Source organism: Erwinia sp. AC075, assembly GCF_979253995.1.
Genome location: NZ_CEEDEU010000001.1, coordinates 2939935 through 2965134, shown reverse-complemented (window position 1 = coordinate 2965134; position 25200 = coordinate 2939935). Strand labels below are relative to the sequence as shown.

Genomic DNA, 25200 nt, shown 5'->3' with positions numbered 1-25200 from the left:
AATGGTTAAGATTTATGCCCCTGCCTCAATCGGCAACGTCAGCGTGGGCTTTGATGTACTGGGTGCGGCGGTGTCTCCGATTGACGGCGCCTTGCTGGGCGACTGCGTGACCGTGGAAGCGGCCAGCGAATTCAGCCTGCGTAATGAAGGGCGTTTCGTCAGCAAGCTCCCCACCGATCCGCAGGAAAACATCGTCTGGCAGTGTTGGGATCGTTTCTGCGAAGCGATTGGCAAACGCGTGCCGGTGGCGATGACGCTTGAAAAAAACATGCCTATCGGTTCCGGCCTGGGTTCCAGCGCCTGTTCGGTGGTGGCTGGCCTGATGGCGATGAACGAGCACTGCGGTAAGCCGCTGAGCGATACCGAATTGCTGGCGCTGATGGGCGAACTGGAAGGGCGTATTTCCGGGAGCGTGCATTATGATAACGTGGCGCCGTGCTTCCTCGGCGGCATTCAGCTGATGCTCGAGGAAAATGGGATTATCAGCCAGCAGGTGCCAGGCTTTGATGACTGGCTTTGGGTAATGGCCTATCCGGGGATCAAAGTTTCCACTGCGGAAGCCCGCGCGATCCTGCCGGCACAGTACCGTAAAGAAGACATTATTAAGCACGGTCGCTACCTGGGTGGGTTTATTCATGCCTGCCACACGCAGCAACCGGCGCTGGCGGCAAAGCTGATGCGCGATGTGATCGCCGAGCCTTACCGCACCAAGCTGTTACCGGGATTTGCTGAAGCCCGTCAGGCCGCGCAGGATATTGGCGCGCTGGCCTGTGGGATCTCAGGATCCGGCCCAACGCTGTTCGCCGTCTGTAACCAACCGGACACGGCGCAGCGCATGGCAGACTGGCTCAGCCAGCACTATCTGCAAAATGATGAAGGCTTCGTTCATATCTGCCGCATAGACACGGCAGGCGCACGTAAACTGGGATAACGCATGAAACTGTATAATCTTAAGGATCATAACGAGCAGGTAAGCTTCTCGCAGGCCGTTAAGCAAGGCCTCGGCAAACAGCAGGGCCTGTTCTTTCCGCTCGAGCTGCCTGAGTTTGAACTGACCGACATCGACGAGATGTTGGAAATGGATTTCGTTACACGCAGTAGCAAAATCCTCTCTGCCTTTATTGGCGATGAGATCGAACCTCATCAGCTGCATCAGCGCCTGAAAACCGCCTTCAGCTTCCCGGCACCGGTACAAAAGGTGACGGATGATATCGCTGCGCTGGAGCTGTTCCATGGTCCAACGCTGGCGTTTAAAGACTTTGGCGGCCGCTTTATGGCGCAAATGCTCTCCTACGTTAGCGGCGCCGATGAGAAAATCACCATTCTGACCGCCACTTCCGGCGATACCGGTGCGGCAGTTGCCCATGCTTTCTTCGGCATGGAAAACGTTCGCGTGGTGATCCTCTATCCGAAAGGCAAAATCAGTCCGCTGCAGGAAAAACTGTTCTGTACGCTGGGTGGCAATATCCAGACCATCGCCATTGAAGGCGACTTCGATGCCTGTCAGTCACTGGTGAAGCAGGCCTTCGATGATGAGCTGCTGAAGAAAGCCATTGGCCTGAACTCGGCAAACTCAATCAACATCAGCCGCCTGCTGGCGCAGATTTGTTACTACTTCGAAGCGGTGGCACAACTGCCTCAGGAGAAGCGTAACCAGCTGGTGATCTCCGTACCGAGTGGTAACTTCGGCGACCTGACCGCGGGCCTGCTGGCGAAATCCCTTGGCCTGCCGGTTAAGCGCTTTATTGCCGCCACCAACGCCAATGACACCGTTCCGCGCTTCCTTGAGAAGGGAGAATGGCAGCCTAATGCCACGGTTTCCACCTTGTCTAACGCGATGGATGTCAGCCAGCCGAACAACTGGCCGCGCGTGGAAGAGATCTTCCGCCGCAAAACCTGGCGCCTGACCGATCTGGGCTTTGGTGCGGTTGATGATCAGACCACCAAAGCCACCATGCGTGAGCTGGCGGACCTGGGTTACATCTCTGAGCCCCACGCGGCGATTGCTTACCGTATGCTGCGCGATCAGTTGCAGGAAGGGGAGTTTGGTTTGTTCCTCGGCACCGCGCACCCGGCCAAGTTTATCGAAAGCGTGGAAGCGATCCTCGACCGCAAGCTGCCGGTGCCTGAAGAGCTGGCACAGCGTGCCAACCTGCCGCTGCTCTCCCATGAGATGAAAGCGGACTTCGCGGAACTGCGCGAGTTCCTGTTGCACAAATAAGGTCTCCGGCCCCGTTGCGGGCCGTATCCACCCATGCAAACGGCCCTGAAAAGGGCCGTTTTTTTATGCTGCGGGTGTGCTGTCAGACCGCTTCGCGGCGCTTAAACATCAGTTCACTGTCGCTACTCTCTTCCGGGACAAAGACGTAGCCGTCCACATCAAACTTCTTCAGCTGTGCCGGTTTGGTCAGGCGATTCTCAATGACATAACGGCTCATCAGGCCACGCGCCTTTTTGGCATAGAAGCTGATCACTTTGAACTTGCCGTTTTTCTCGTCGAGGAACACCGGCTTGATGATGCGGCCATTGAGCTTTTTCGGCTTCACCGCTTTGAAATACTCATCGGACGCCAGGTTCAGCAACACATCATCGCCTTGCTCGGCCAGCGCGGCATTCAGCGCTTCGGTCAGCTTATCGCCCCAGAAGGTGTAGAGATCTTTGCCGGCCGGGTTTTCCAGCCTGATGCCCATTTCCAGACGATAGGGCTGCATCAAATCCAGCGGGCGCAGCAGACCGTAAAGGCCGGACAGCATGCGCAGGTGCTGCTGAGCAAAATCGAAATCCTTCTCTTTAAAGGTTTCCGCCTGCAGGCCGGTATAGACATCACCTTTAAAGGCGAGGATCGCCTGACGGGCATTTTCCGGGGTGAACGGCGGGTGCCAGTGATGGAAACGATCGGCGTTCAGTCCAGCCAGCTTATCGCTGATATGCATCAGTGAACCGATCTGCGCTGGCGTCAGCTTTCGGGCAACCTCAATCAGTTTTTGGGAATCATCCAGCAACGCAGGTTGGGTGAAACGTTTGGTCGCCAGCGGGCTTTCAAAATCCAGCGTTTTGGCTGGGGAGATAACCATCAACATGCCTGAGTCCTTGTATGAATATGCCGCGAGGGGCAAAAGTTTAGCCGCTACTTTAGCAAAAAAGTGACATGAAAGGAGTAATCGCTGCCATTGCCTTTACTGATCCCCGGCGCATTAAAGGGGGTATTCTTCATCAATTTAGCACTGCGTGGCCTGCGGGCAACCTTACCTTGCATGGCAAGCTTCGCGTGATATTATCCGTGTCAGACATTTTCTAGAACCCGATAACTCTACTCTGATGAGAATGACAACCATGACGGATAAACTGACTTCCCTGCGTCAACTGACTACCGTTGTTGCCGATACCGGTGACATTGCAGCGATGAAGCTGTACAAGCCGCAAGATGCTACCACCAACCCTTCCCTGATCCTGAGCGCCGCGCAGATCCCTGAATACCGCAAGCTGATTGATGAAGCGGTTACCTGGGCTCGCGATCAGAGCAGCAAAAAAGAAGAGCAGGTGAACTACGCTGCGGACAAGCTGGCCGTCAATATCGGTCTGGAAATCCTGAAGCTGGTCCCTGGCCGTATCTCTACCGAAGTCGATGCCCGTCTGTCTTACGACACCGAAGGCAGCATCAATAAAGCCCGTTCCCTGATCAAACTGTATAACGATGCTGGCATCAGCAACGACCGCATCCTGATCAAACTGGCGTCCACCTGGCAGGGCATCCGTGCTGCTGAGCAGCTGGAAAAAGAAGGCATCAACTGTAACCTGACGCTGCTGTTCTCCTTCGCCCAGGCGCGTGCCTGTGCTGAAGCGGGCGTGTTCCTGATTTCTCCGTTCGTCGGCCGTATTCTCGACTGGTACAAAGCCAACACTGACAAGAAAGAGTACGCTGCCCATGAAGATCCAGGCGTGGTTTCCGTGTCTGAAATCTACGAATACTACAAGCAGCATGGCTACGAAACCGTTGTGATGGGCGCAAGCTTCCGTAACGTTGGCGAAATCATCGAACTGGCTGGCTGCGACCGTCTGACCATCTCCCCGAACCTGCTGAAAGAGCTGGCAGAAACCGAAGGGACGCTGGAGCGTAAACTGTCTTACACCGGCGAAGTGAAAGCGCGTCCGGCGAAAATGACTGAATCTGAGTTCCTGTGGCAGCACAACCAGGATCCGATGGCAGTAGACAAACTGGCTCAGGGCATACGTAACTTTGCTCTCGACCAGGGCAAACTCGACAAAATGATTGCCGACCTGCTGTAAGTCTCCGACGGTGGCCGGTTATCCGGCCACCGTTTTCCCCCGCTGTACATCCCGCTTTGTAATGGTTTATCCTGCTTTTATCCTCCTCCACGCCCGCGCTTTTACCGTGGCCGTAAACACAGTGACCACACCATGAATACACTACGTATAGGCTTAATTTCGGTTTCCGATCGTGCCGCCAACGGCATCTATCAGGATCAGGGGCTGCCTGCACTTGAGGCCTGGTTAACCCAGGCGCTGGCGACGCCGTTTGAGATTGAAAAACGGCTGGTGCCGGATGAACAGCCGATGATTGAACAGGCGATTTGCGAGCTGGTGGATGAAATGTTCTGCCATCTGGTCCTGACCACGGGCGGCACGGGGCCGGCGCGTCGTGACGTCACCCCGGATGCCACGCTGGCGATTGCCGATCGCGAGATGCCCGGTTTCGGCGAGCAAATGCGCCAGATCAGCCTCAACTTTGTGCCGACGGCGATCCTCTCCCGTCAGGTCGGCGTGATCCGTAAGCAATCGCTGATTATTAATCTGCCGGGCCAGCCAAAGTCGATTCAAGAGACGCTGGAAGGGCTGAAGGATGCCGAGGGTAAGGCGCGCGTGCACGGAATTTTTGCCAGCGTGCCGTATTGTATTCAGCTGCTGGAAGGCCCGTATGTAGAGACGCATGACGCGGTGGTAGCAGCATTTCGTCCTAAAAGTGCGCGTCGCGAAACAAACGGCTAAAAATGGCGTAATTCAGGCATAAGATCGAGCTGGCGTAGCGGGAATTGAACGGTATAGTAAGGATAGCTTTACAACTTCTTACTCACCTTTTTTCTTCACCTTCTGGATGTGCCTGAATAATTATGCTGCACGATAACGATCGCCGCCTGAACCGGCAGGATTACAAGACACTTTCTCTGGCGGCGCTCGGTGGCGCGCTGGAATTCTACGACTTCATCATCTTCGTGTTCTTCGCGGCGGTGATTGGCGATCTGTTCTTCCCGGCGGATATTCCTGACTGGCTGCGCCAGGTCCAGACCTTTGCCATTTTCGCTGCCGGCTATCTTGCCCGTCCGTTAGGCGGCCTGATCATGGCGCATTTCGGTGACAGCCAGGGGCGCAAAAAGATGTTCAGTCTGAGCATTCTGCTGATGGCGCTGCCCACGCTGGCGATGGGGCTGTTGCCGACCTATGCCACGCTGGGCATTGCCGCACCGATCCTGCTGTTACTGCTGCGCGTGCTGCAAGGCGCGGCGATCGGTGGCGAAGTGCCGGGTGCCTGGGTGTTTGTCGCTGAACATGTTCCCGAAAAACGCATCGGCTTTGCCTGTGGCACCCTGACCGCCGGGCTCACCGCGGGCATCCTGCTGGGATCGGTGGTGGCAACGCTGGTCAACAGCGCCTTTGGTCCGCAGGGCATCCTGTCCGGCGCCTGGCGTATCCCGTTCCTGCTGGGCGGCGTGTTTGGCTTTATCGCGCTGTATCTGCGCCGCTGGTTGCAGGAAACCCCGATCTTTGTCGAGATGAAAGCGCGTAAAGCGCTGGCCGCGGAACTGCCGTTGAAAGCGGTGGTGGTGAAACATAAACGCGAAATCGCCATCAGCATGTTGCTGACCTGGCTGCTCTCGGCGGGAATTGTGGTGGTGATCCTGATGACGCCGACCTTGCTGCAAAAGCAGTACGGCATTCCGACGGCGCAAGCACTGCAGGCCAACAGCCTGGCGACGGTGATGCTGCTGGTGGGCTGCATCTGCGCGGGCTTTGCAGCCGATCGCTTTGGCGCCAGCAAAACCTTTATCGTGGGCAGCCTGTTGCTGGCGGTGTGCAGCTGGATATTTTACCGCACGGTTGGCGCGCATCCCGAGCTGTTATTCCCCTGCTACGCGCTGGTGGGCTTAAGCGTGGGCGTGGTCGGCGCGGTGCCTTATGTGATGGTGCGGGCCTTCCCGGCGGAAGTGCGTTTCACCGGTATTGCCTTCTCATATAACGTCGCTTACGCCATTTTTGGCGGCTTAACGCCAATTTTCGTCACCCTGATTATGGCGGTGACGCCGCTGGCCCCGGCTTATTATGTGTTGGCGCTGTCAGCAATCGGTCTGCTGGTCGGCATCTGGTTAAAGCGCGATGGCAAGCGTGACGCACTGGTCGGTCGTACCTTCAGCTAATAAAAAAGCCCGGTCATTTTTCAACGGCCGGGCGGGTCACTTTCTTCCGCAAATTACGCCTTATTCATCTCGCCAACGGGCAGCGCTGTGCGCCCCAAATGCGCATTAATCACTTCGGCCATGGCCAGATAAATCGCGCTGGCGCCGCAAAGAATGCCTTCATAGCCTGCCAGCATCATCACGGCATGATTGCCGGCAATATGGCCGATGGCGAGAAGGGCGAAGAGCAGCGTCAGGCTGGCGAAGACAAACTGTAAAGCCCGGTTGGCGCGCAGGGTGCCAAAGAACATAAACAGCGTGAACACGCCCCATAATGCCAGCCAGATACCGAGCGCGGTGTCATCAGCGGGCTCTGCTAGTCCGAGGCGGGGTAATAGTAGAATGCCCACCAGGCTCAGCCAGAAGCAGCCATAAGCGGTGAAGGCTGTCAGGCCGAAGGTATTGCCTTTTTTATACTCCATCAGGCCGGCGAGGATCTGCGCCAGACCGCCAAAAAATATCCCCATGCTGAAAATGGCGGCGTTAAGCGGAAAGAAACCGGCGTTATGCAGATTAAGGTAAACGGTGGTCATGCCAAAGCCCATCAGGCCGAGCGGTCCGGGGTTCGCTAATTTGCTGCTGTCCATAAGTCCTCTGATATCCATGATCAAGAAGTAGAAAAAAAAGTGAAGTAACTGACTGAAAGGGGCTGTTTTTGCGGATTAATGACCCCATTTTTTCAACTCGCGCGGCATCATAATGATCCGCCGTCCGGCAAACCTTGATCTGAAGAGTGGAAAAAACGAAATTTTTTTCACCTTGCCCCTTGATGCCGCTCTGGATGGCCCCATCTTATTTGGCATCCAAGGTTATGGACCTGGAAAAAAAGCGCGGCGCCAGCAGTTGAAACGGCAAAAAAAGCCCGCATTAAGTGTTCATAAACTGATTTGACATAAATTTAAGTGGGAGATGTATAGATGGGTAAAATTATTGGTATTGACCTGGGTACGACTAACTCTTGTGTCGCGATTATGGATGGCGGCAAAGCGCGTGTACTTGAGAATGCGGAAGGCGATCGCACCACCCCTTCCATCATCGCGTACACCCAGGACGGCGAGATTCTGGTCGGTTCACCGGCTAAGCGTCAGGCTGTGACCAACCCACAGAATACCCTGTTTGCGATTAAGCGCCTGATTGGCCGTCGCTTCCAGGACGAAGAAGTGCAGCGTGATATCAAAATCATGCCATACAAAATCGCCGGTTCTGACAACGGTGACGCCTGGATCGACGTGAAAGGCCAGAAAATGGCACCGCCGCAGATTTCTGCTGAAGTGCTGAAGAAAATGAAGAAAACGGCTGAAGATTACCTGGGCGAACCGGTAACTGAAGCGGTTATCACTGTTCCAGCGTACTTTAACGATGCGCAGCGTCAGGCAACGAAAGATGCCGGCCGTATCGCAGGTCTGGACGTAAAACGTATCATCAACGAACCAACCGCAGCGGCACTGGCTTACGGTATGGACAAAGGCCAGGGCAACCGCACTATCGCGGTTTATGACCTGGGCGGCGGTACCTTCGATATCTCCATCATCGAAATCGATGAAGTTGATGGCGAAAAAACCTTTGAAGTGCTGGCAACCAACGGTGATACCCACCTGGGTGGTGAAGACTTCGATAGCCGCATGATCAACTATCTGGTGGCAGAATTTAAGAAAGATTCTGGCATCGATCTGCACAACGATCCGCTGGCAATGCAGCGTCTGAAAGAAGCGGCAGAGAAAGCGAAAATCGAACTGTCTTCTGCACAGCAGACCGACGTGAACCTGCCGTACATCACAGCTGATGCGACTGGTCCTAAGCACCTGAACATCAAAGTGACCCGTGCGAAGCTGGAATCACTGGTTGAAGATCTGGTGGCTCGCTCTATCGACCCGCTGAAAGTGGCGTTGCAGGATGCCGGTCTGTCTGTTTCAGACATCAACGACGTTATCCTTGTTGGTGGCCAGACCCGTATGCCAATGGTGCAGTCGAAAGTGGCTGAGTTCTTCGGTAAAGAACCACGTAAAGACGTAAACCCGGATGAAGCGGTTGCCGTCGGTGCTGCGGTTCAGGGTGGCGTGTTAGCGGGTGAAGTGAAAGACGTTCTGTTACTGGACGTTACCCCTCTGTCTCTGGGTATCGAAACCATGGGTGGCGTGATGACCTCACTGATCACCAAGAACACCACTATCCCGACCAAACACAGCCAGGTGTTCTCTACTGCTGAAGACAACCAGTCTGCTGTAACCATTCACGTGGTTCAGGGTGAGCGTAAGCGTGCTGCGGATAACAAATCGCTGGGCCAGTTCAACCTGGACGGGATTCAGGGCGCACCGCGCGGCATGCCGCAGATCGAAGTCACCTTTGATATCGATGCCGATGGTATCCTGCACGTGTCTGCCAAAGACAAAAACAGCGGTAAAGAGCAGAAGATCACCATCAAGGCATCTTCTGGTCTGAACGACGAAGAGATCGAAAAAATGGTTCGTGACGCTGAAGCTAACGCTGAGTCCGACCGTAAGTTCGAAGAGCTGGTTCAGGTTCGTAACACAGCCGATCACTTGTCGCACAGCACCCGTAAGCAGCTGGACGAAGCCGGCGATAAACTGCCAGCAGACGACAAGGCGCCGATTGAGGCAGCCCTGGCCGAGCTGAACGAAGCGCTGAAAGGCGAAGATAAAGACGCTATCGAAGCGAAAATGCAGGCGCTGACTGAAGTTTCCAGCAAACTGATGGAGTTCGCACAGCAGCAGCAGGCCGCTGGCGGCGCAGCGGATGCCGGTGACGCTTCTGCGAAGAAAGATGACGACGTTGTTGACGCTGAATTTGAAGAAGTGAAAGACAACAAAAAATAATCGCCCTGAGCGGGCACGGTGGCCTGTAACAGGCCACTGATGATAACCGGCACGGGCGTGGGAATTTCTCCACGCCCGTGCACGCATGTTAAGGGCAGGAACACCAGTATGGCGAAGCAAGACTATTACGAGATTTTAGGCGTTTCCAAATCAGCGGATGAGCGTGAAATCAAAAAGGCCTACAAACGCCTGGCGATGAAACTCCACCCTGACCGTAATCCCGGTGATAAAGAATCTGAAGCCAAATTTAAAGAAGTGAAGGAAGCGTACGAAATTCTGACCGATGGCCAGAAACGTGCAGCTTACGATCAGTACGGTCATGCAGCCTTTGAACAGGGCGGTATGGGCGGCGGTGGCGGCGGCTTTGGTGGCGGCGGTGCCGATTTCAGCGATATCTTTGGCGACGTGTTCGGCGATATCTTTGGCGGAGGACGTCGTCAGCAACGTGCTGCGCGTGGTGCCGATTTACGCTACAACATGGAGCTGACGCTTGAAGAAGCTGTCCGCGGCGTGTCCAAAGAGATCCGCATTCCAACGTTGGAAGAGTGTGAGGTGTGTGACGGTAGCGGCGCGAAAGCGGGCACCAAACCACAGACCTGTGGCACCTGTCATGGACAGGGCCAGGTTCAGATGCGTCAGGGCTTCTTTACCGTGCAGCAGGCGTGTCCTACCTGTCACGGTCGCGGCTCGGTGATCAAAGATCCGTGTAATGCCTGTCACGGTCACGGCCGCGTCGAGAAGTCCAAGACCCTGTCGGTGAAAATCCCGGCTGGCGTCGATACCGGCGACCGTATCCGTCTGACTGGCGAAGGCGAAGCGGGCGAGCATGGCGCACCGGCAGGCGATCTCTACGTTCAGGTGCAGGTGCGCAAGCACCCAATCTTCGAGCGTGAAGAGAACAACCTGTATTGCGAAGTGCCGATCAACTTTGCCATGGCAGCACTGGGCGGCGAGATTGAAGTGCCGACGCTGGATGGCCGTGTGAAGTTGAAAGTCCCGGCGGAAACCCAGACCGGCAAGCTGTTCCGTATGCGCAGCAAGGGTGTTAAATCCGTGCGCGGCGGTGCTCAGGGCGACCTGCTGTGCCGCGTGGTGGTAGAAACCCCGGTCAGCCTGAACGAGAAGCAGAAGGCGTTGCTGCAGGAGCTGGAAGAGAGCTTCGGTGGCCCAAGCGGCGAGAAGAACAGCCCGCGCTCGAAAAGCTTCTTCGACGGCGTGAAGAAATTCTTCGATGACCTGACTCGTTAATTTCTGCGGAAGTCAGACTAACGGACGGCTCAGGCTGTCCGTTTTTTTTTGCGCATTTTCCCGAACGGCTTCACAACTCGGAAATACCTACCTTATAACCGGGTATAAACTGTTTTTTACGAGCAGTTAAAGCGCGTATGCTTGCGGTACTTTTCTTCATCACTTTGTTAAGGGAATGCCAAGATGAATGCAGCGCTCAAACGACTCCTGAAAAATGAAGCCACCGGTGGCGTGGTACTCATTATCGCTGCGGCGATAGCGATGATCCTCGCGAACACGGCCGGCACCCAGCAGGCTTACCAATCTATCCTGAATATGCCGGTCGAATTCCGCTTCGGTAGCCTGGATATCAGCAAAAACCTGCTGTTGTGGATCAATGATGCGCTGATGGCGGTGTTCTTCCTGATGATCGGTCTGGAAGTGAAGCACGAGCTGGTTTCCGGCTCGCTGGCAACGCGTGAGCGTGCGATGTTCCCATTGATTGCCGCGCTGGGCGGTATGCTGGCCCCCGCGCTGATCTATGCGGCGATGAACCATAACGATCCGCTGGCCATTCACGGCTGGGCTATCCCGACCGCGACGGACATCGCGTTTGCGCTGGGTATCCTTGCGCTGCTCGGCAGCCGCGTGCCGCCTGCGCTGAAGATGTTCCTGATGGCGCTGGCCGTCATTGATGACCTTGGGGCGATCCTGATCATTGCCTTCTTCTATACCCAGGACCTGTCCGTGACGTCACTGGCCGTTGCCGGCGGCGCGATTGTGGTGCTGGCGCTGCTGAATAAATTGGGCGTGCGCAGTATCTCGCTTTATATGCTGGTTGGCATGGTGCTGTGGGTGGCGGTGCTGAAGTCTGGCATCCACGCCACGGTGGCGGGTGTGCTGGTTGGATTCTTTGTGCCGCTGAAAAAAGAGAACGGTCATTCCCCGGCGATGCACCTGGCGCATGGCCTGGCGCCATGGGTGAGCTGGGTGATCCTGCCGCTGTTTGCCTTTGCCAATGCCGGCGTCTCGTTAACCGGCGTGTCTGCTGATGGCCTGCTGTCGGCGGTGCCAATCGGCATTATTCTCGGGCTGTTTATCGGTAAACCGCTGGGGATCACCCTGATCTGCTGGCTGGCGGTAAAACTGAAGATTGCGGCCTTGCCGGAAGGCACCCGCATGCAGGACATCGCGTCGGTCGGACTGCTGTGCGGTATCGGCTTTACCATGTCGATCTTTATCGCCTCGCTGGCCTTTGATGCCGCCCACGAAGAGATGGTGACGCTGGCGAAACTGGGTATCCTGGTCGGTTCGGCTATTTCTGCGGTGATGGGGTACACGCTGCTGCGTCTTAAACTGCGATAACGCGTTTCCGGCCAGCCCCGGCTGGCCGGTTCCGAACACGCCATCAGGGAGGCGCGCATGTCACACATTAACTTCAACCATCTTTATTACTTCTGGCAGGTGTGCAAAGCCGGTTCGGTGGTGGGCGCGGCAGATGCCCTTAATCTGACGCCGCAGACCATCACCGGGCAGATCAAAGCGCTGGAGGACCGCCTGCAGGGCAAACTGTTTAAACGCCAGGGAAGAGGGCTGGTGCCGTCTGAGCTTGGACAGCTGGTGTTCCGCTATGCCGACAAAATGTTTCAGCTCAGCCAGGAGATGCTGGATATCGTTAACTATCGCAAGGAAGCCAGTCTGCTGTTCGACGTTGGCGTGGCGGATGTGCTGTCGAAACGGTTGGTCAGCCAGGTGCTGCAAACCGCGGTGGTCGACGAAGATAAAATTCATCTGCGCTGTTATGAATCGACCCACGAAATGCTGCTGGAGCAGCTGAGCCAGCACAAGCTGGATATGATCCTCTCCGACTGCCCAATCGACTCCACCCAGCAGGAAGGACTGTTCTCCGTCAAGCTGGGCGAATCCTGCATCAGCTTCTGGTGTCAGGCACCGCAACCTGATTTACCTTTCCCGGCCTGCCTTGAACAGCGAAAGCTGCTGATCCCCGGCCGTCGTTCGATGCTGGGACGAAAGTTGTTGAACTGGTTTCAGACTCAGGGACTGGAAGTGGATATTCTGGGCGAGTTTGACGATGCCGCACTGATGAAGGCGTTCGGTGCCAGCCACAATGCGATATTTGTCGCGCCCTCCAGCTATGCGAATGATGTATTTTTTGAGAAAGGGATTTCAGAACTGGGCAGGATAGACAGCGTGGTGGAAGAGTATCACGTGATATTTGCCGAGCGGATGATCCAGCATCCGGCGGTACAGCGTATCTGCAACAAGGACTTTACGGGTCTGTTTTCCTGAATTGCAGACACAAAAAAACCGGCAGAGCCGGTTTTTTCATCAAAGCCGATTAGCGGGCTGGAGATTAATCCAGTTTGCTGATCTGTGCAGCCAGATTTGCTTTATGGCGTGCAGCTTTGTTTTTGTGGATCAGGCCTTTAGCTGCCTGACGGTCCACAATTGGTTGCATTTCATTAAATGCATTCTGCGCAGCCGCTTTATCGCCAAGAGCGACAGCCGCGTAGACTTTCTTGATAAAAGTACGCAACATTGAACGACGGCTAGCGTTGTGCTTACGACGCTTCTCAGACGTTACTGCGCGTTTCTTAGCTGATTTGATATTAGCCAAGGTCCAACTCCCAAATAGTTCTATGAGGACAATTCAAAGGCCGAGGAATATGCCTCTTTCGCCCATGGTTGTCAATGGATTTGTGCAAATAAGCGCCGCCAAACACGCGACACTCTATTACGTTTCGATGGCGCAAGATTCTACCAGCTTCATCTCACCGAATACAGCTTAATCACAAGATAAATGCTATTGCCGCCTGACGGAGCAGTTTACCGCAGAAAATGCCGCGATAAACAGAGTAAAGCCGCATTCGCGGGTTAACCTTCAGAGCTGTACAAGGTATAATCCGCCGATTTCCACAAATTTGAGCCAGCCATGAAGTTTATCCGCGGCATACATAACCTTAGGGAGCAGCATCGCGGCTGCGTACTGACCATCGGTAACTTCGATGGCGTGCATCGCGGCCATCAGGCGCTGCTGGCCCGACTGTGTGAAGAAGGACGCCAACGCAATTTGCCGGTGGTGGTGATGATCTTTGAACCGCAACCGCTTGAGCTGTTTGCGGCTGATAAAGCGCCTGCCAGGCTGACACGCCTGCGGGATAAAGTTCGCTACCTGAGCGAAGCGGGTGTGGATGCGGTGCTGTGCGTGCGTTTCGACCGCCGCTTTGCCGCGCTGACCGCGCAAAGTTTTGTCACCGACTTACTGGTGGACAAGCTGGATGTGAAGTTCCTGGCCGTAGGCGATGACTTCCGCTTTGGCGCTGGTCGCCAGGGAGATTTCCTGTTATTACAGCATGCGGGCATCGAACATGGCTTTGATGTCATCAGTACCCAGACCTTCTGTGATGATGGCAAGCGCATCAGCAGCACGGCAGTCCGTCAGGCGTTGGCCGACGATAATCTGCCGCTGGCGGCTGCACTTCTTGGACATCCCTTCAGCATTTCAGGCCGGGTCGTGCACGGTGATGCACTGGGCCGGACGTTAGGCTTCCCTACCGCTAATCTGCCGTTGCGACGCTACGTTTCGCCGGTTAAAGGGGTGTATGCCGTGGAAGTGCTGGGTCTGGGCGATAAACCGTTGCCTGGCGTTGCCAACATTGGCACCCGCCCAACGGTTGCCGGCATGCGTCAGCAGTTAGAAGTTCACCTGCTGGACGTTGCAATGCACCTGTATGGACGCCATATAGACGTGGTGCTCTGTCAAAAAATACGAAATGAGCAGCGTTTTGCTTCACTTGACGAGCTCAAAGAGCAAATTGCTAAAGATGTGGTGAGCGCCCGGACATTTTTCGGGCTGAAAACACCGGTTTAAACAGAACCGAAATACGGAATCGAGAATCTGATGAGTGACTATAAATCTACCCTGAATTTGCCGGAAACGGGGTTCCCGATGCGTGGCGATCTGGCCAAGCGTGAACCGGGAATGCTGCAGCGTTGGTATGATGACAATCTTTACGGCATCATCCGCGAAGCCAAAAAAGGGAAAAAAACCTTTATCCTGCATGATGGCCCTCCGTACGCGAACGGCAGCATTCATATTGGTCACTCAGTTAACAAGATTCTGAAAGACATTATCGTTAAGTCCAAAGGTCTGTCGGGCTTCGACTCGCCGTATGTGCCGGGTTGGGACTGCCACGGTCTGCCGATTGAGCACAAAGTTGAGCAGATGATCGGTAAGCCAGGTGAGAAAGTCACCGCGGCAGAATTCCGTGCTGCCTGCCGTGAATACGCGGCCGAGCAGGTTGAAGGCCAGAAAAAGGACTTCATCCGTCTGGGCGTGCTGGGCGACTGGGATCGTCCTTACCTGACCATGAACTTCAAAACTGAAGCGAACATCATCCGTGCGCTCAGCAAAATCATCGGCAACGGCCATATGCACAAAGGCGCCAAGCCGGTGCATTGGTGCATGGACTGCCGCTCTGCGCTGGCAGAAGCCGAAGTCGAGTATTACGACAAAACCTCGCCCTCTATCGACGTGATGTTTAATGCCGTTGATAAAGAGGCGGTACAGGCCAAGTTTGGCGCCGCGCACGTTGACGGCCCGATCTCGCTGGTGATCTGGACCACCACGCCGTGGACCATGCCGGCTAACCGCGCCATCTCTCTGCATCCGGAGTTCGAATACGAACTGCTGCAGATCGAAGGTCGCGCGCTGATCCTGGCAAAAGAGATGGTCGAGAGCGTGATGAAGCGCGTCGGCGTGAGCGAGTGGAAAGTGCTGGGCGAGGTGAAAGGGGCTTCTCTTGAGCTGCAGGCCTTCCAGCATCCGTTCCTCGATCACACTTCACCGGTTGTCCTCGGCGAGCACGTAACGCTGGAAGCGGGTACCGGTGCCGTTCACACCGCACCGGGCCACGGTCCTGATGACTATGTTATCGGCCAGAAATACGGTATCGAAACCGCCAACCCGGTTGGGCCAGACGGCAGCTTCCTGCCGGGCACCTATCCCTCGCTGGATGGCGTAAACGTCTTTAAAGCCAACGACATGATCGTTGAGATCCTGCGTGAAAAAGGCGCGCTGCTGCATGTGGAAAAACTGCTGCACAGCTACCCACACTGCTGGCGCCACAAAACCCCAATCATCTTCCGTGCCACGCCGCAGTGGTTTATCAGCATGGATCAGAAAGGTCTGCGTGCGCAGTCACTGAAAGAGATCAAAGGCGTGCAGTGGATCCCAGACTGGGGCCAGGCGCGTATCGAATCGATGGTTGCCAACCGTCCAGACTGGTGTATTTCCCGCCAGCGTACCTGGGGCGTGCCGATGTCGTTGTTCGTGCATAAAGACACCGAGCAGCTGCACCCGGATACCCTTGAGCTGATGGAGAAAGTTGCTCAGCGCGTTGAGCAAGACGGTATTCAGGCCTGGTGGGATTTGGACGCCAGCGAGCTGATGGGCGCCGACGCAGAAAACTACGTCAAAGTGCCTGACACGCTGGACGTGTGGTTTGACTCCGGCTCGACCAGCTTCTCGGTGGTGGATGCCCGTCCTGAATTCGACGGTCACTCGCCGGACATGTATCTGGAAGGATCGGATCAGCACCGTGGCTGGTTTATGTCTTCCCTGATGATCTCGACGGCGATGAAAGGCAAAGCGCCTTACCGCCAGGTACTGACCCACGGTTTCACCGTTGATGGTCAGGGCCGTAAGATGTCGAAATCCATCGGCAACACCGTTTCACCCCAAGACGTGATGAACAAGCTGGGTGGCGACATCCTGCGTCTGTGGGTGGCGTCTACCGATTACTCCGGCGAAATGGCGGTATCGGACGAGATCCTGAAACGCTCGGCTGACTCCTATCGCCGTATCCGTAACACCGCGCGCTTCCTGCTGGCTAACCTGAACGGCTTCAACCCAGAAACCGACAGCGTGAAGCCGGAAGAGATGGTGGTGCTGGATCGCTGGGCAGTGGGTCGTGCCAAAGCGGCGCAGGACGATATCCTCGCTTCGTATGAGAACTATGACTTCCATGAAGTCGTCCAGCGTTTGATGCAGTTCTGCTCGGTTGAGATGGGCTCCTTCTACCTGGATATCATCAAAGACCGTCAGTACACCGCGAAAGCCGATGGCCTGGCGCGTCGTAGCTGCCAGACGGCGCTGTATTACATCGCGGAAGCACTGGTCCGCTGGATGGCGCCGATCATGTCCTTCACCGCAGATGAAATCTGGGGCGAACTGCCAGGCAAGCGCGAGAAGTATGTCTTCACCGGTGAGTGGTTCGACGGCCTGTTTGGTCTGGCGGATAACGAATCGATGAACGACAGCTACTGGGCTGAGCTGCTGAAAGTGCGCGGCGAAGTGAACAAAGTGATCGAGCAGGCGCGTGCTGATAAGCGCGTTGGCGGATCGCTGGAAGCGACGGTAACGCTGTACGCCGATGCCGATCTGGCTAAGAAGCTGGTTAGCCTGGGTGACGAGCTGCGCTTTGTGCTGCTGACCTCGGGTGCCCAGGTGGCTGACTATGCGCTGGCAACCGAAGAAGCGCAGCAGAGCGAGCTGGTGAAAGGTCTGAAAATTGCCCTGCATAAAGCAGAAGGCGAGAAATGCCCACGCTGCTGGCATTACACTACTGACATTGGTCAGAGTGCTGAGCATCCGGACGTGTGCGGACGCTGTGCCACCAACATTGCGGGCGCTGGCGAACAGCGTAAGTTTGCCTGATGAGTAAACCTATCTTCTCGACCGGTTTACGCTGGGTCTGGCTGGTTCTGGTGGTGATTGCCATCGACTTCGCCAGCAAGCAGTGGATTATGAACACGCTGATGTTGCATGAGTCGATGTCAGTGATGCCATTTTTCAACTTCTTCTATGCGCATAACTACGGGGCGGCGTTCAGCTTCCTCGCCGATAAGGGCGGCTGGCAGCGCTGGTTCTTTGCCGGCATCGCGGTGGCGATTGTGGTGGCATTGCTGGTGATGATGTACCGCACTGCCGCCAGCAATAAGCTCAACAATATTGCTTACGCGCTGATTATTGGCGGCGCGTTAGGTAACCTGTTTGACCGCGCGTATCATGGTTTTGTCGTCGACTTTATCGACTTCTACGTCGGCGACTGGCACTTTGCCACGTTCAATATCGCCGACTGTGCCATCTGTATTGGTGCCGCACTGATCGTGCTGGAGGGCTTTCTCAGCCCGTCCGGCAAACCGGCAAAAAATTAAGGGCAGGGCATGACTGATTCTGTACAGCGCGAGAGCGCAGTGCTGGTGCATTTCACCTTGAAGCTGGAAGACGGCTCCACGGCGGAATCCACGCGCAATAACGGCAAACCCGCGCTGTTCAGCCTGGGCGACGGCAGCCTGTCAGAAGGGTTGGAGTCGCATTTGCTGGGTCTGACCGTGGGCGAGAAGAAATCCTTCTCGCTGACGGCGGATGATGCTTTTGGCCAGAGCAGCCCGGATTTGATTCAGTATTTCTCCCGCCGGGATTTTACCCAGGCAGGCGAGCCTGAAATCGGCGCCATCATGCTGTTCAGCGGCATGGATGGCAACGAAATGCCCGGCGTGATCCGCGAGATTTCCGGTGATTCGATCACCGTTGATTTCAACCATCCGCTGGCCGGGCAGACTATCCACTTTGAGGTTGAAGTGCTGGAGATCGATCCGGTACTGGAGGCGACAAATGCAAATCCTGTTGGCTAATCCCCGCGGCTTTTGTGCCGGCGTCGATCGCGCCATCAGCATTGTGGAGCGCGCGCTGGAAATGTACGGCGCGCCAATCTACGTGCGTCATGAAGTGGTGCATAACCGCTATGTCGTCAACAGCCTGCGCGAGCGCGGTGCGATCTTTATTGAAGATATCGGGGAAGTGCCGGACGGTTCAATCCTGATCTTCTCGGCGCACGGTGTTTCTCAGGCGGTCAGGGCGGAAGCTAAAGCACGCGATCTGACCATGCTGTTTGATGCCACCTGTCCGCTGGTGACCAAAGTGCATATGGAAGTGGCGCGAGCCAGCCGCAGAGGCACTGAAGCGATCCTGATTGGTCACGCCGGCCACCCGGAAGTGGAAGGGACGATGGGTCAGTACAGCAGCCCGAAAGGCGGCATGTATCTGGTTGAAGCGCCCGAGGATGTCTATAAGTTGCAGGTTAAGGATGAAAACAACCTGTGCTTTATGACCCAGACCACGCTGTCGGTGGATGATACCTACGAAGTGATTGATGCGCTGCGTGCCCGTTTTCCGAAGATTGTCGGCCCGCGCAAAGATGACATCTGCTATGCCACTACCAACCGTCAGGAAGCCGTGCGCACGCTGGCAAAAGACGCCGACGTGGTGCTGGTGGTGGGTTCACGCAACTCCTCCAACTCCAACCGTCTGGCCGAGCTGGCGCAGCGTGCAGGGAAACTTGCGCGACTGATCGACTCCGCCGATGACATCCAGGAAGAGTGGATCAAAGGCGTGAGCTGCGTTGGCGTCACTGCCGGTGCCTCCGCACCAGACATTCTGGTGCAGGAAGTGATCCAGCGTCTGCGCGAGTTCGGTGGCGAAACCGCTATCGAGCTGATCGGCCGTGAAGAGAACATTGTTTTCGAAGTGCCGAAAGAACTCCGCGTCGACGTCCGCCAGGTCGACTAAACGCCTTCCGCAGCGCCCTGCTGCGGAAGTTTTTACTTCGCTGAACCGCCTGCTATACCCGCCGATCAAAGCCAGACAAAATTTGTTTTACTGATAATCCGTCGCGTCTGGCATAAAATTCTAATCATGTTGTTTTTATTGTGGCGCAGAGGTTACCGCATGGTTAACCTGTCAACGCTTTGCATGCACAGACTTTATACAGGGATTCATTATGAACAATGCACAAATCCGCCTTGCCATTGTTGGCGCCGCAGGACGCATGGGGCGTCAGTTAATTCAGGCAGCACAGGAGGCGGACGGCGTGTGCTTAGGCGCAGCTTTGGTGCGGGAAGGCTCTTCACTGGTCGGCGCTGATGCCGGCGAGATGGCCGGAACCGGCGCGACGGGCGTCAGGATTAGCGACAACCTGGACGCCGTGGTGAACGACTTCGACGTGCTGATCGACTTTACCCGTCCTGAAGGCACGCTGGCGTATCTGGATTTTTGCCGTCAGCACCAGAAAGCGATGGTGATCGGTACCACCGGGCTGGATGATTCGGCCAAAGCGGCGATCAAACAAGCGTCACATGAGATTGCTATTGTGTTCGCAGCGAACTTTAGCGTGGGTGTGAACCTGGTGCTGAAACTGCTGGAAAAAGCCGCCAAAGTGATGGGCGACTATGCCGATATCGAAATCGTTGAGGCTCACCACCGTCATAAAGTGGATGCGCCATCCGGGACCGCGCTGGCGATGGGCGAAGCGATTGCTGATGCAATGGACTGGGATTTAAATGAGCACGCCGTGTATGCCCGCGAAGGCCATACCGGTGAACGTAAGGCGCAAACTATCGGTTTTGCCACCGTTCGTGCCGGCGATATCGTTGGCGAACACACCGCGATGTTTGCAGATATCGGTGAGCGCGTAGAGATTACCCACAAGGCTTCAAGCCGCATGACCTTCGCGAAAGGCGCAGTTCGTGCAGCAGACTGGTTAAGCACGCGTAAAGCAGGTCTTTATGATATGCGAAGCGTGTTGAATTTAGATGATTTATAAGTGTTGTGCACCATCGTGATGTGGTTATTTCAATCATAAGGTTCTGATTGGACAGGGCAATAATTTTATTGCCCTTTTTATTTTTTAATAATCCTGTCTTGAGTTAATTTTAAAGCCATAATGGCTATTATGGGTTTTTATCCTCAATTTATTCCGCAAAATTAGTTAATTTTGACCATTTGGTCCACTTTTTAACGCCATTTTCCCTTTTCCTATGCACATCCCGTCAGGCAACCGGTTTTATGGACTGGATATCTGTCCTTTTCAGGGTGAATCCTCCGATTTCCTCTCCAGTTGAGTAAAAGACTAAGAAAAAGTGAGCTGCGGGGTAGACAACAGAGTGAGCGATCATTAGAATGCGCGCAATTTGCCAAAAATCGAGAATTCAGGCGGTTTTTGCATTGATTTATGGCTCTGTTATGAATTAATATGCAAATAATGTGACTGTTTATTCTCAGGAGGATGTTTTGATTAAGTCAGCGCTATTGGTTCTCGAAGACGGAACCCAATTCCACGGTCGGGCCATCGGGGCAACAGGATCGGCAGTGGGGGAAGTTGTTTTCAACACTTCAATGACCGGTTATCAAGAAATCCTCACTGATCCTTCCTATTCCCGCCAGATCGTTACTCTTACTTATCCCCATATCGGCAATGTCGGCACCAATTCCGCTGACGAAGAATCCTCTCAGGTACATGCTCAGGGCCTCGTCATTCGTGACCTGCCGCTGATTGCCAGCAACTTCCGTAATGAAGAAGGGCTGTCTGAGTATCTGACGCGTCACAACATTGTCGCTATTGCCGATATCGATACGCGTAAGCTGACCCGTCTGCTGCGCGAAAAAGGGGCGCAGAACGGCTGCATCATCGCCAGCGACGCACCTGATGCGCAGCTGGCTCTGCAGCAGGCGAAAGCCTTCCCGGGCCTGAAAGGAATGGATCTGGCGAAAGAAGTGACCACCAGTGAGAGCTACAGCTGGCTGCAAGGCAGCTGGACGCTGGACGGATTGCCGGACGCGAAGCAAGAGGCCGACCTGCCTTTCCATGTCGTGGCCTATGACTACGGCGTGAAGCGCAACATCCTGCGCATGCTGGTTGACCGTGGCTGTCGCCTGACGATTGTGCCGGCGCAAACGCCAGCAGAAGAGGTGCTGAAGATGAACCCGGATGGCATCTTCCTTTCTAACGGACCTGGGGACCCGGAACCGTGTGATTACGCGATTGCGGCAATCAAAGCCTTCCTGGAAACTGACGTGCCGGTCTTCGGCATCTGCCTTGGCCACCAGTTACTGGCGCTGGCCAGCGGGGCAAAAACCGTCAAGATGAAGCTGGGCCACCACGGCGGCAACCATCCGGTGAAAGACCTGGATAACAACACCGTGATGATCACCGCACAGAACCACGGCTTCGCCGTAGACGAAACCAACTTACCGGCAAACCTGCGAGTGACGCACACCTCGCTATTTGACCAGACGGTACAGGGCATTCACCGCACTGATAAAGCAGCGTTCAGCTTCCAGGGTCACCCGGAAGCCAGCCCGGGCCCGCACGATGCCGCGCCGCTGTTCGATCACTTTATCGAACTGATCGAAGCCTACCGTTCAACCGCTAAATAATCAGGAGCGAGAAAATGCCAAAACGTACCGACATAAAAAGTATCCTGATCCTTGGCGCTGGCCCGATCGTAATCGGCCAGGCCTGCGAATTTGACTACTCTGGTGCACAGGCCTGTAAAGCCCTGCGCGAAGAGGGTTACCGCGTGATTCTGGTTAACTCCAACCCGGCAACCATCATGACTGACCCGGAAATGGCCGATGCGACCTATATCGAGCCGATCCACTGGGAAGTTGTGCGCAAGATTATCGAAAAAGAGCGTCCGGATGCGGTTCTGCCAACCATGGGCGGCCAGACCGCACTGAACTGTGCGCTGGAACTGGAACGCCAGGGCGTGCTGGAAGAGTTCGGCGTGGCGATGATTGGTGCTACCGCCGATGCCATCGATAAGGCAGAAGACCGTCAGCGCTTTGATAAAGCGATGAAGAGCATCGGTCTGGATACCGCGCGTTCAGGCTTCGCACACAACATGGAAGAAGCCTATGCGGTTGCCGCAGACGTTGGCTTCCCGTGCATCATCCGTCCTTCCTTTACCATGGGCGGCTCAGGTGGCGGTATTGCCTATAACCGTGAAGAGTTTGAAGAGATTTGCGAACGCGGTCTGGATCTTTCCCCCACCAACGAGCTGCTGATTGATGAGTCGCTGATTGGCTGGAAAGAGTACGAGATGGAAGTGGTGCGTGATAAAAACGACAACTGCATCATCGTCTGCTCGATTGAAAACTTCGATGCAATGGGCATCCACACCGGTGACTCCATCACCGTGGCGCCAGCCCAGACCCTGACCGACAAAGAATATCAAATCATGCGTAACGCCTCGATGGCGGTACTGCGTGAAATCGGCGTGGAAACCGGTGGCTCCAACGTGCAGTTCTCCGTTAACCCGGCGAATGGCCGTCTGATCATCATCGAAATGAACCCACGCGTGTCGCGCTCTTCTGCGCTGGCGTCGAAAGCCACCGGTTTCCCGATTGCTAAAATCGCGGCCAAACTGGCGGTAGGTTACACGCTTGATGAGCTGATGAACGACATCACCGGTGGCCTGACCCCGGCATCGTTCGAACCGTCTATCGACTACGTAGTGACCAAAATCCCTCGCTTCAACTTCGAGAAATTTGCCGGCGCGAATGACCGCCTGACCACGCAGATGAAGTCGGTGGGTGAAGTGATGGCGATTGGCCGCACCCTGCAGGAATCCATGCAGAAAGCGCTGCGCGGCCTCGAAGTTGGCGCACATGGCTTTGACCCGAAAGTTGACCTGAACGATGCGGAAGCAATGACGGTTATCCGTCACGAGCTGAAAGACGCCGGTTCTGACCGTATCTGGTACATCGCGGATGCGTTCCGTGCGGGCATGAACGTGGAAGAGATCTTCAGCCTGACCAACGTTGACCGCTGGTTCCTGGTTCAGATTGAAGAGCTGGTTCAGCTGGAAGGCCAGGTTGCCCGCGAAGGCGTTAATGGCCTGACGGCGGACTTCCTGCGTACCCTGAAGCGTAAAGGCTTTGCCGATGCGCGTCTGTCTGCGCTGGCGGGTGTGTCTGAAGCTGAAGTGCGTAAGCTGCGTGAGCAGTACAATCTGCACCCGGTATATAAGCGTGTCGATACCTGTGCGGCGGAATTCTCTACCGATACCGCTTACATGTACTCCACCTATGAAGAAGAGTGCGAATCCAACCCTAACAGCGACCGTGAGAAAATCATGGTGCTGGGCGGCGGTCCAAACCGTATCGGCCAGGGCATTGAGTTCGACTACTGCTGCGTCCATGCATCACTGGCGCTGCGTGAAGATGGTTACGAGACCATTATGGTCAACTGTAACCCTGAAACCGTCTCCACCGACTACGACACCTCCGACCGTCTGTACTTCGAGCCGGTAACGCTGGAAGACGTGCTGGAAATCGTGCGTATCGAGAAGCCGAAAGGCGTGATCGTGCAGTACGGTGGTCAGACGCCACTGAAACTGGCGCGTGAGCTGGAAGCCGCTGGCGTGCCGATTATCGGTACCAGCCCGGATGCTATCGACCGTGCAGAAGACCGCGAGCGTTTCCAGCAGGCGGTTGAACGCCTGGGCCTGAAGCAGCCGGCAAACTCCACCGTGACTGCGATTGAGCAGGCGGTAGAGAAAGCGGCGGTGATTGGCTATCCGCTGGTTGTGCGTCCTTCTTACGTGCTGGGCGGTCGTGCGATGGAAATCGTGTATGACGACATCGACCTGAAGCGCTACTTCCAGAATGCGGTTGCCGTCTCTAACGATGCGCCGGTGCTGCTGGACCGCTTCCTTGACGACGCGGTAGAAGTGGATGTGGATGCGATTTGCGACGGTGAGCGCGTACTGATTGGCGGCATCATGGAGCATATCGAGCAGGCGGGCGTGCATTCCGGTGACTCCGCGTGTTCTCTGCCAGCCTACACGCTGAGCAAAGAGATCCAGGACGTGATGCGTCAGCAGGTTGAGAAGCTGGCCTTCGAACTCTGCGTACGTGGCCTGATGAACGTGCAGTTTGCGGTGAAAGACAACGAAGTTTACCTGATTGAGGTGAACCCACGTGCTGCCCGTACCGTACCGTTTGTTTCCAAGGCAACCGGTGTGCCGCTGGCGAAAGTGGCGGCACGCGTAATGGCAGGCAAAACGCTGGCAGAGCAGGGCATTACGGAAGAAGTCATTCCGCCTTACTACTCGGTGAAAGAAGTGGTGCTGCCGTTTAACAAGTTCCAGGGCGTTGACCCCATCCTCGGCCCTGAAATGCGTTCCACCGGTGAAGTCATGGGTGTTGGCAAAACCTTCGCAGAAGCGTTCTCGAAAGCGATGCTGGGCGCGGCGAGCAACATGAAGAAAACCGGTCGTGCCTTACTGTCTGTGCGTGATGGCGACAAGAAGCGCATCGTTGCGCTGGCTGCCAAGCTGCAGTCACTGGGCTTCGAACTGGACGCAACTCACGGTACCGCAGTGGTGCTGGGTGAAGCAGGGATCAACATCCGTCTGGTCAACAAGGTGCATGAAGGCCGTCCTCATATCCAGGATCGTCTGAAAAACGGTGAGTACGCTTACATCGTAAACACCACGGCAGGACGCCAGGCGATTGAGGATTCCAAACTGATCCGCCGCAGCGCGCTGCAGTACAAGGTGCACTACGACACCACGCTGAACGGTGCGTTTGCTACGGCAAACTCACTGAGCGCAGATCCCACCGCGCAGGTTATCTCGGTGCAGGAAATGCACGCGCAGATCCAGGGCTAAGTCTCTGTCAGCGAATACCCATCCCCGCTTCGGCGGGGATTTTTTTTGCCTGAAATTCCCCCGATCCAAACCCGCCTGGCTGGCCGATTGTTGTGCAACCGGTTAACCACTTGCACCTTTTTTAATCAGAG

At 55.5% G+C, this 25200-nt stretch carries 21 protein-coding genes; 18 read left to right on the top strand and 3 right to left on the bottom strand.

Translation table 11 applies throughout. The features are described from left to right. Position 1 precedes the first annotated feature (1 nt). Both thrB and thrC read left to right on the top strand, forming a co-directional pair. A complete protein-coding gene (gene thrB, locus AC0IXH_RS14080; RefSeq protein WP_471720574.1) occupies positions 2 to 931 on the top strand; it encodes a homoserine kinase in 930 nt (309 codons plus the stop codon). A 3-nt stretch (positions 932 to 934) separates the two neighbouring features. Beyond that, a complete protein-coding gene (gene thrC, locus AC0IXH_RS14075) occupies positions 935 to 2221 on the top strand; it encodes a threonine synthase (RefSeq protein WP_134823450.1) in 1287 nt (428 codons plus the stop codon). Between the two features lie 82 nt (positions 2222 to 2303). On the opposite strand, the gene yaaA is transcribed toward thrC, so the two are convergent. Beyond that, complete coding sequence (gene yaaA / locus AC0IXH_RS14070; RefSeq protein ID WP_134823451.1) at positions 2304 to 3080, bottom strand: peroxide stress protein YaaA; 777 nt, start codon at positions 3078 to 3080, stop codon at positions 2304 to 2306. A 253-nt stretch (positions 3081 to 3333) separates the two neighbouring features. Here yaaA and tal point away from each other — a divergent pair, with 253 nt between their 5' ends. The 3 genes from tal (at position 3334) to AC0IXH_RS14055 (ending at position 6431) form a co-directional block, all read left to right on the top strand. Beyond that, positions 3334 to 4287: a transaldolase gene (gene tal / locus AC0IXH_RS14065; protein ID WP_013200700.1), complete on the top strand. Its 954-nt coding sequence runs from the start codon at positions 3334 to 3336 to the stop codon at positions 4285 to 4287. A 132-nt stretch (positions 4288 to 4419) separates the two neighbouring features. After that, complete coding sequence (gene mog, locus AC0IXH_RS14060) at positions 4420 to 5007, top strand: molybdopterin adenylyltransferase (RefSeq protein ID WP_013200701.1); 588 nt, start codon at positions 4420 to 4422, stop codon at positions 5005 to 5007. Positions 5008 to 5129: 122 nt separating this feature from the next. After that, positions 5130 to 6431 (top strand): MFS transporter, encoded by a 1302-nt coding sequence (locus AC0IXH_RS14055; RefSeq protein WP_265908882.1) that lies wholly within the window; start codon positions 5130 to 5132, stop codon positions 6429 to 6431. Between the two features lie 53 nt (positions 6432 to 6484). Here AC0IXH_RS14055 and satP read toward each other — a convergent pair whose 3' ends face one another. After that, positions 6485 to 7057 carry an acetate uptake transporter gene (gene satP / locus AC0IXH_RS14050; protein WP_471720573.1) on the bottom strand — a complete coding sequence of 191 codons (573 nt, stop codon included), beginning with the start codon at positions 7055 to 7057 and terminating at the stop codon, positions 6485 to 6487. Between the two features lie 112 nt (positions 7058 to 7169). Here satP and AC0IXH_RS14045 point away from each other — a divergent pair, with 112 nt between their 5' ends. The 5 genes from AC0IXH_RS14045 (at position 7170) to nhaR (ending at position 12841) form a co-directional block, all read left to right on the top strand. Beyond that, positions 7170 to 7361: a hypothetical protein gene (locus tag AC0IXH_RS14045; RefSeq protein WP_041691897.1), complete on the top strand. Its 192-nt coding sequence runs from the start codon at positions 7170 to 7172 to the stop codon at positions 7359 to 7361. Positions 7362 to 7387: 26 nt separating this feature from the next. Then, positions 7388 to 9304 carry a molecular chaperone DnaK gene (gene dnaK / locus AC0IXH_RS14040; RefSeq protein WP_013200704.1) on the top strand — a complete coding sequence of 639 codons (1917 nt, stop codon included), beginning with the start codon at positions 7388 to 7390 and terminating at the stop codon, positions 9302 to 9304. 108 nt (positions 9305 to 9412) lie between these two features. After that, positions 9413 to 10552: a molecular chaperone DnaJ gene (gene dnaJ, locus AC0IXH_RS14035; RefSeq protein ID WP_013200705.1), complete on the top strand. Its 1140-nt coding sequence runs from the start codon at positions 9413 to 9415 to the stop codon at positions 10550 to 10552. Positions 10553 to 10735: 183 nt separating this feature from the next. Further along, complete coding sequence (gene nhaA / locus AC0IXH_RS14030) at positions 10736 to 11896, top strand: Na+/H+ antiporter NhaA (protein WP_013200706.1); 1161 nt, start codon at positions 10736 to 10738, stop codon at positions 11894 to 11896. Between the two features lie 57 nt (positions 11897 to 11953). Continuing rightward, positions 11954 to 12841: a transcriptional activator NhaR gene (gene nhaR, locus AC0IXH_RS14025; protein WP_471720572.1), complete on the top strand. Its 888-nt coding sequence runs from the start codon at positions 11954 to 11956 to the stop codon at positions 12839 to 12841. A 64-nt stretch (positions 12842 to 12905) separates the two neighbouring features. Here nhaR and rpsT read toward each other — a convergent pair whose 3' ends face one another. After that, a complete protein-coding gene (gene rpsT / locus AC0IXH_RS14020; protein WP_013200708.1) occupies positions 12906 to 13169 on the bottom strand; it encodes a 30S ribosomal protein S20 in 264 nt (87 codons plus the stop codon). Positions 13170 to 13484: 315 nt separating this feature from the next. Here rpsT and ribF point away from each other — a divergent pair, with 315 nt between their 5' ends. The 8 genes from ribF (at position 13485) to carB (ending at position 25069) form a co-directional block, all read left to right on the top strand. After that, positions 13485 to 14423 carry a bifunctional riboflavin kinase/FAD synthetase gene (gene ribF / locus AC0IXH_RS14015; protein WP_265908879.1) on the top strand — a complete coding sequence of 313 codons (939 nt, stop codon included), beginning with the start codon at positions 13485 to 13487 and terminating at the stop codon, positions 14421 to 14423. 30 nt (positions 14424 to 14453) lie between these two features. Further along, on the top strand, positions 14454 to 17270 hold the full coding sequence (gene ileS, locus AC0IXH_RS14010) for an isoleucine--tRNA ligase (protein WP_013200710.1): 2817 nt from the start codon (positions 14454 to 14456) through the stop codon (positions 17268 to 17270). Beyond that, on the top strand, positions 17270 to 17770 hold the full coding sequence (gene lspA / locus AC0IXH_RS14005) for a signal peptidase II (protein WP_013200711.1): 501 nt from the start codon (positions 17270 to 17272) through the stop codon (positions 17768 to 17770). The genes ileS and lspA overlap by 1 nt, the downstream gene beginning before the upstream one ends. 9 nt (positions 17771 to 17779) lie before the next feature. Further along, complete coding sequence (gene fkpB, locus AC0IXH_RS14000) at positions 17780 to 18250, top strand: FKBP-type peptidyl-prolyl cis-trans isomerase (protein WP_013200712.1); 471 nt, start codon at positions 17780 to 17782, stop codon at positions 18248 to 18250. Beyond that, positions 18231 to 19184 carry a 4-hydroxy-3-methylbut-2-enyl diphosphate reductase gene (ispH, locus tag AC0IXH_RS13995; RefSeq protein WP_053140328.1) on the top strand — a complete coding sequence of 318 codons (954 nt, stop codon included), beginning with the start codon at positions 18231 to 18233 and terminating at the stop codon, positions 19182 to 19184. The genes fkpB and ispH overlap by 20 nt, the downstream gene beginning before the upstream one ends. 211 nt (positions 19185 to 19395) lie before the next feature. Continuing rightward, complete coding sequence (gene dapB / locus AC0IXH_RS13990; protein ID WP_471720571.1) at positions 19396 to 20217, top strand: 4-hydroxy-tetrahydrodipicolinate reductase; 822 nt, start codon at positions 19396 to 19398, stop codon at positions 20215 to 20217. A 467-nt stretch (positions 20218 to 20684) separates the two neighbouring features. Continuing rightward, a complete protein-coding gene (gene carA, locus AC0IXH_RS13985; protein WP_041691900.1) occupies positions 20685 to 21830 on the top strand; it encodes a glutamine-hydrolyzing carbamoyl-phosphate synthase small subunit in 1146 nt (381 codons plus the stop codon). 14 nt (positions 21831 to 21844) lie between these two features. After that, positions 21845 to 25069: a carbamoyl-phosphate synthase large subunit gene (gene carB / locus AC0IXH_RS13980; RefSeq protein WP_013200716.1), complete on the top strand. Its 3225-nt coding sequence runs from the start codon at positions 21845 to 21847 to the stop codon at positions 25067 to 25069. Positions 25070 to 25200: the final 131 nt, after the last annotated feature.

Bases quoted from the DNA above. Each gene is read 5' to 3' on its own strand.
- thrB (WP_471720574.1), top strand. From the start codon at position 2: ATGGTTAAGATTTATGCCCCTGCCTCAATCGGCAACGTCAGCGTGGGC.
- thrC (WP_134823450.1), top strand. From the start codon at position 935: ATGAAACTGTATAATCTTAAGGATCATAACGAGCAGGTAAGCTTCTCG.
- yaaA (WP_134823451.1), bottom strand. From the start codon at position 3,080: ATGTTGATGGTTATCTCCCCAGCCAAAACGCTGGATTTTGAAAGCCCG.
- tal (WP_013200700.1), top strand. From the start codon at position 3,334: ATGACGGATAAACTGACTTCCCTGCGTCAACTGACTACCGTTGTTGCC.
- mog (WP_013200701.1), top strand. From the start codon at position 4,420: ATGAATACACTACGTATAGGCTTAATTTCGGTTTCCGATCGTGCCGCC.
- AC0IXH_RS14055 (WP_265908882.1), top strand. From the start codon at position 5,130: ATGCTGCACGATAACGATCGCCGCCTGAACCGGCAGGATTACAAGACA.
- satP (WP_471720573.1), bottom strand. From the start codon at position 7,057: ATGGACAGCAGCAAATTAGCGAACCCCGGACCGCTCGGCCTGATGGGC.
- AC0IXH_RS14045 (WP_041691897.1), top strand. From the start codon at position 7,170: ATGATCCGCCGTCCGGCAAACCTTGATCTGAAGAGTGGAAAAAACGAA.
- dnaK (WP_013200704.1), top strand. From the start codon at position 7,388: ATGGGTAAAATTATTGGTATTGACCTGGGTACGACTAACTCTTGTGTC.
- dnaJ (WP_013200705.1), top strand. From the start codon at position 9,413: ATGGCGAAGCAAGACTATTACGAGATTTTAGGCGTTTCCAAATCAGCG.
- nhaA (WP_013200706.1), top strand. From the start codon at position 10,736: ATGAATGCAGCGCTCAAACGACTCCTGAAAAATGAAGCCACCGGTGGC.
- nhaR (WP_471720572.1), top strand. From the start codon at position 11,954: ATGTCACACATTAACTTCAACCATCTTTATTACTTCTGGCAGGTGTGC.
- ribF (WP_265908879.1), top strand. From the start codon at position 13,485: ATGAAGTTTATCCGCGGCATACATAACCTTAGGGAGCAGCATCGCGGC.
- ileS (WP_013200710.1), top strand. From the start codon at position 14,454: ATGAGTGACTATAAATCTACCCTGAATTTGCCGGAAACGGGGTTCCCG.
- lspA (WP_013200711.1), top strand. From the start codon at position 17,270: ATGAGTAAACCTATCTTCTCGACCGGTTTACGCTGGGTCTGGCTGGTT.
- fkpB (WP_013200712.1), top strand. From the start codon at position 17,780: ATGACTGATTCTGTACAGCGCGAGAGCGCAGTGCTGGTGCATTTCACC.
- ispH (WP_053140328.1), top strand. From the start codon at position 18,231: ATGCAAATCCTGTTGGCTAATCCCCGCGGCTTTTGTGCCGGCGTCGAT.
- dapB (WP_471720571.1), top strand. From the start codon at position 19,396: ATGAACAATGCACAAATCCGCCTTGCCATTGTTGGCGCCGCAGGACGC.
- carB (WP_013200716.1), top strand. From the start codon at position 21,845: ATGCCAAAACGTACCGACATAAAAAGTATCCTGATCCTTGGCGCTGGC.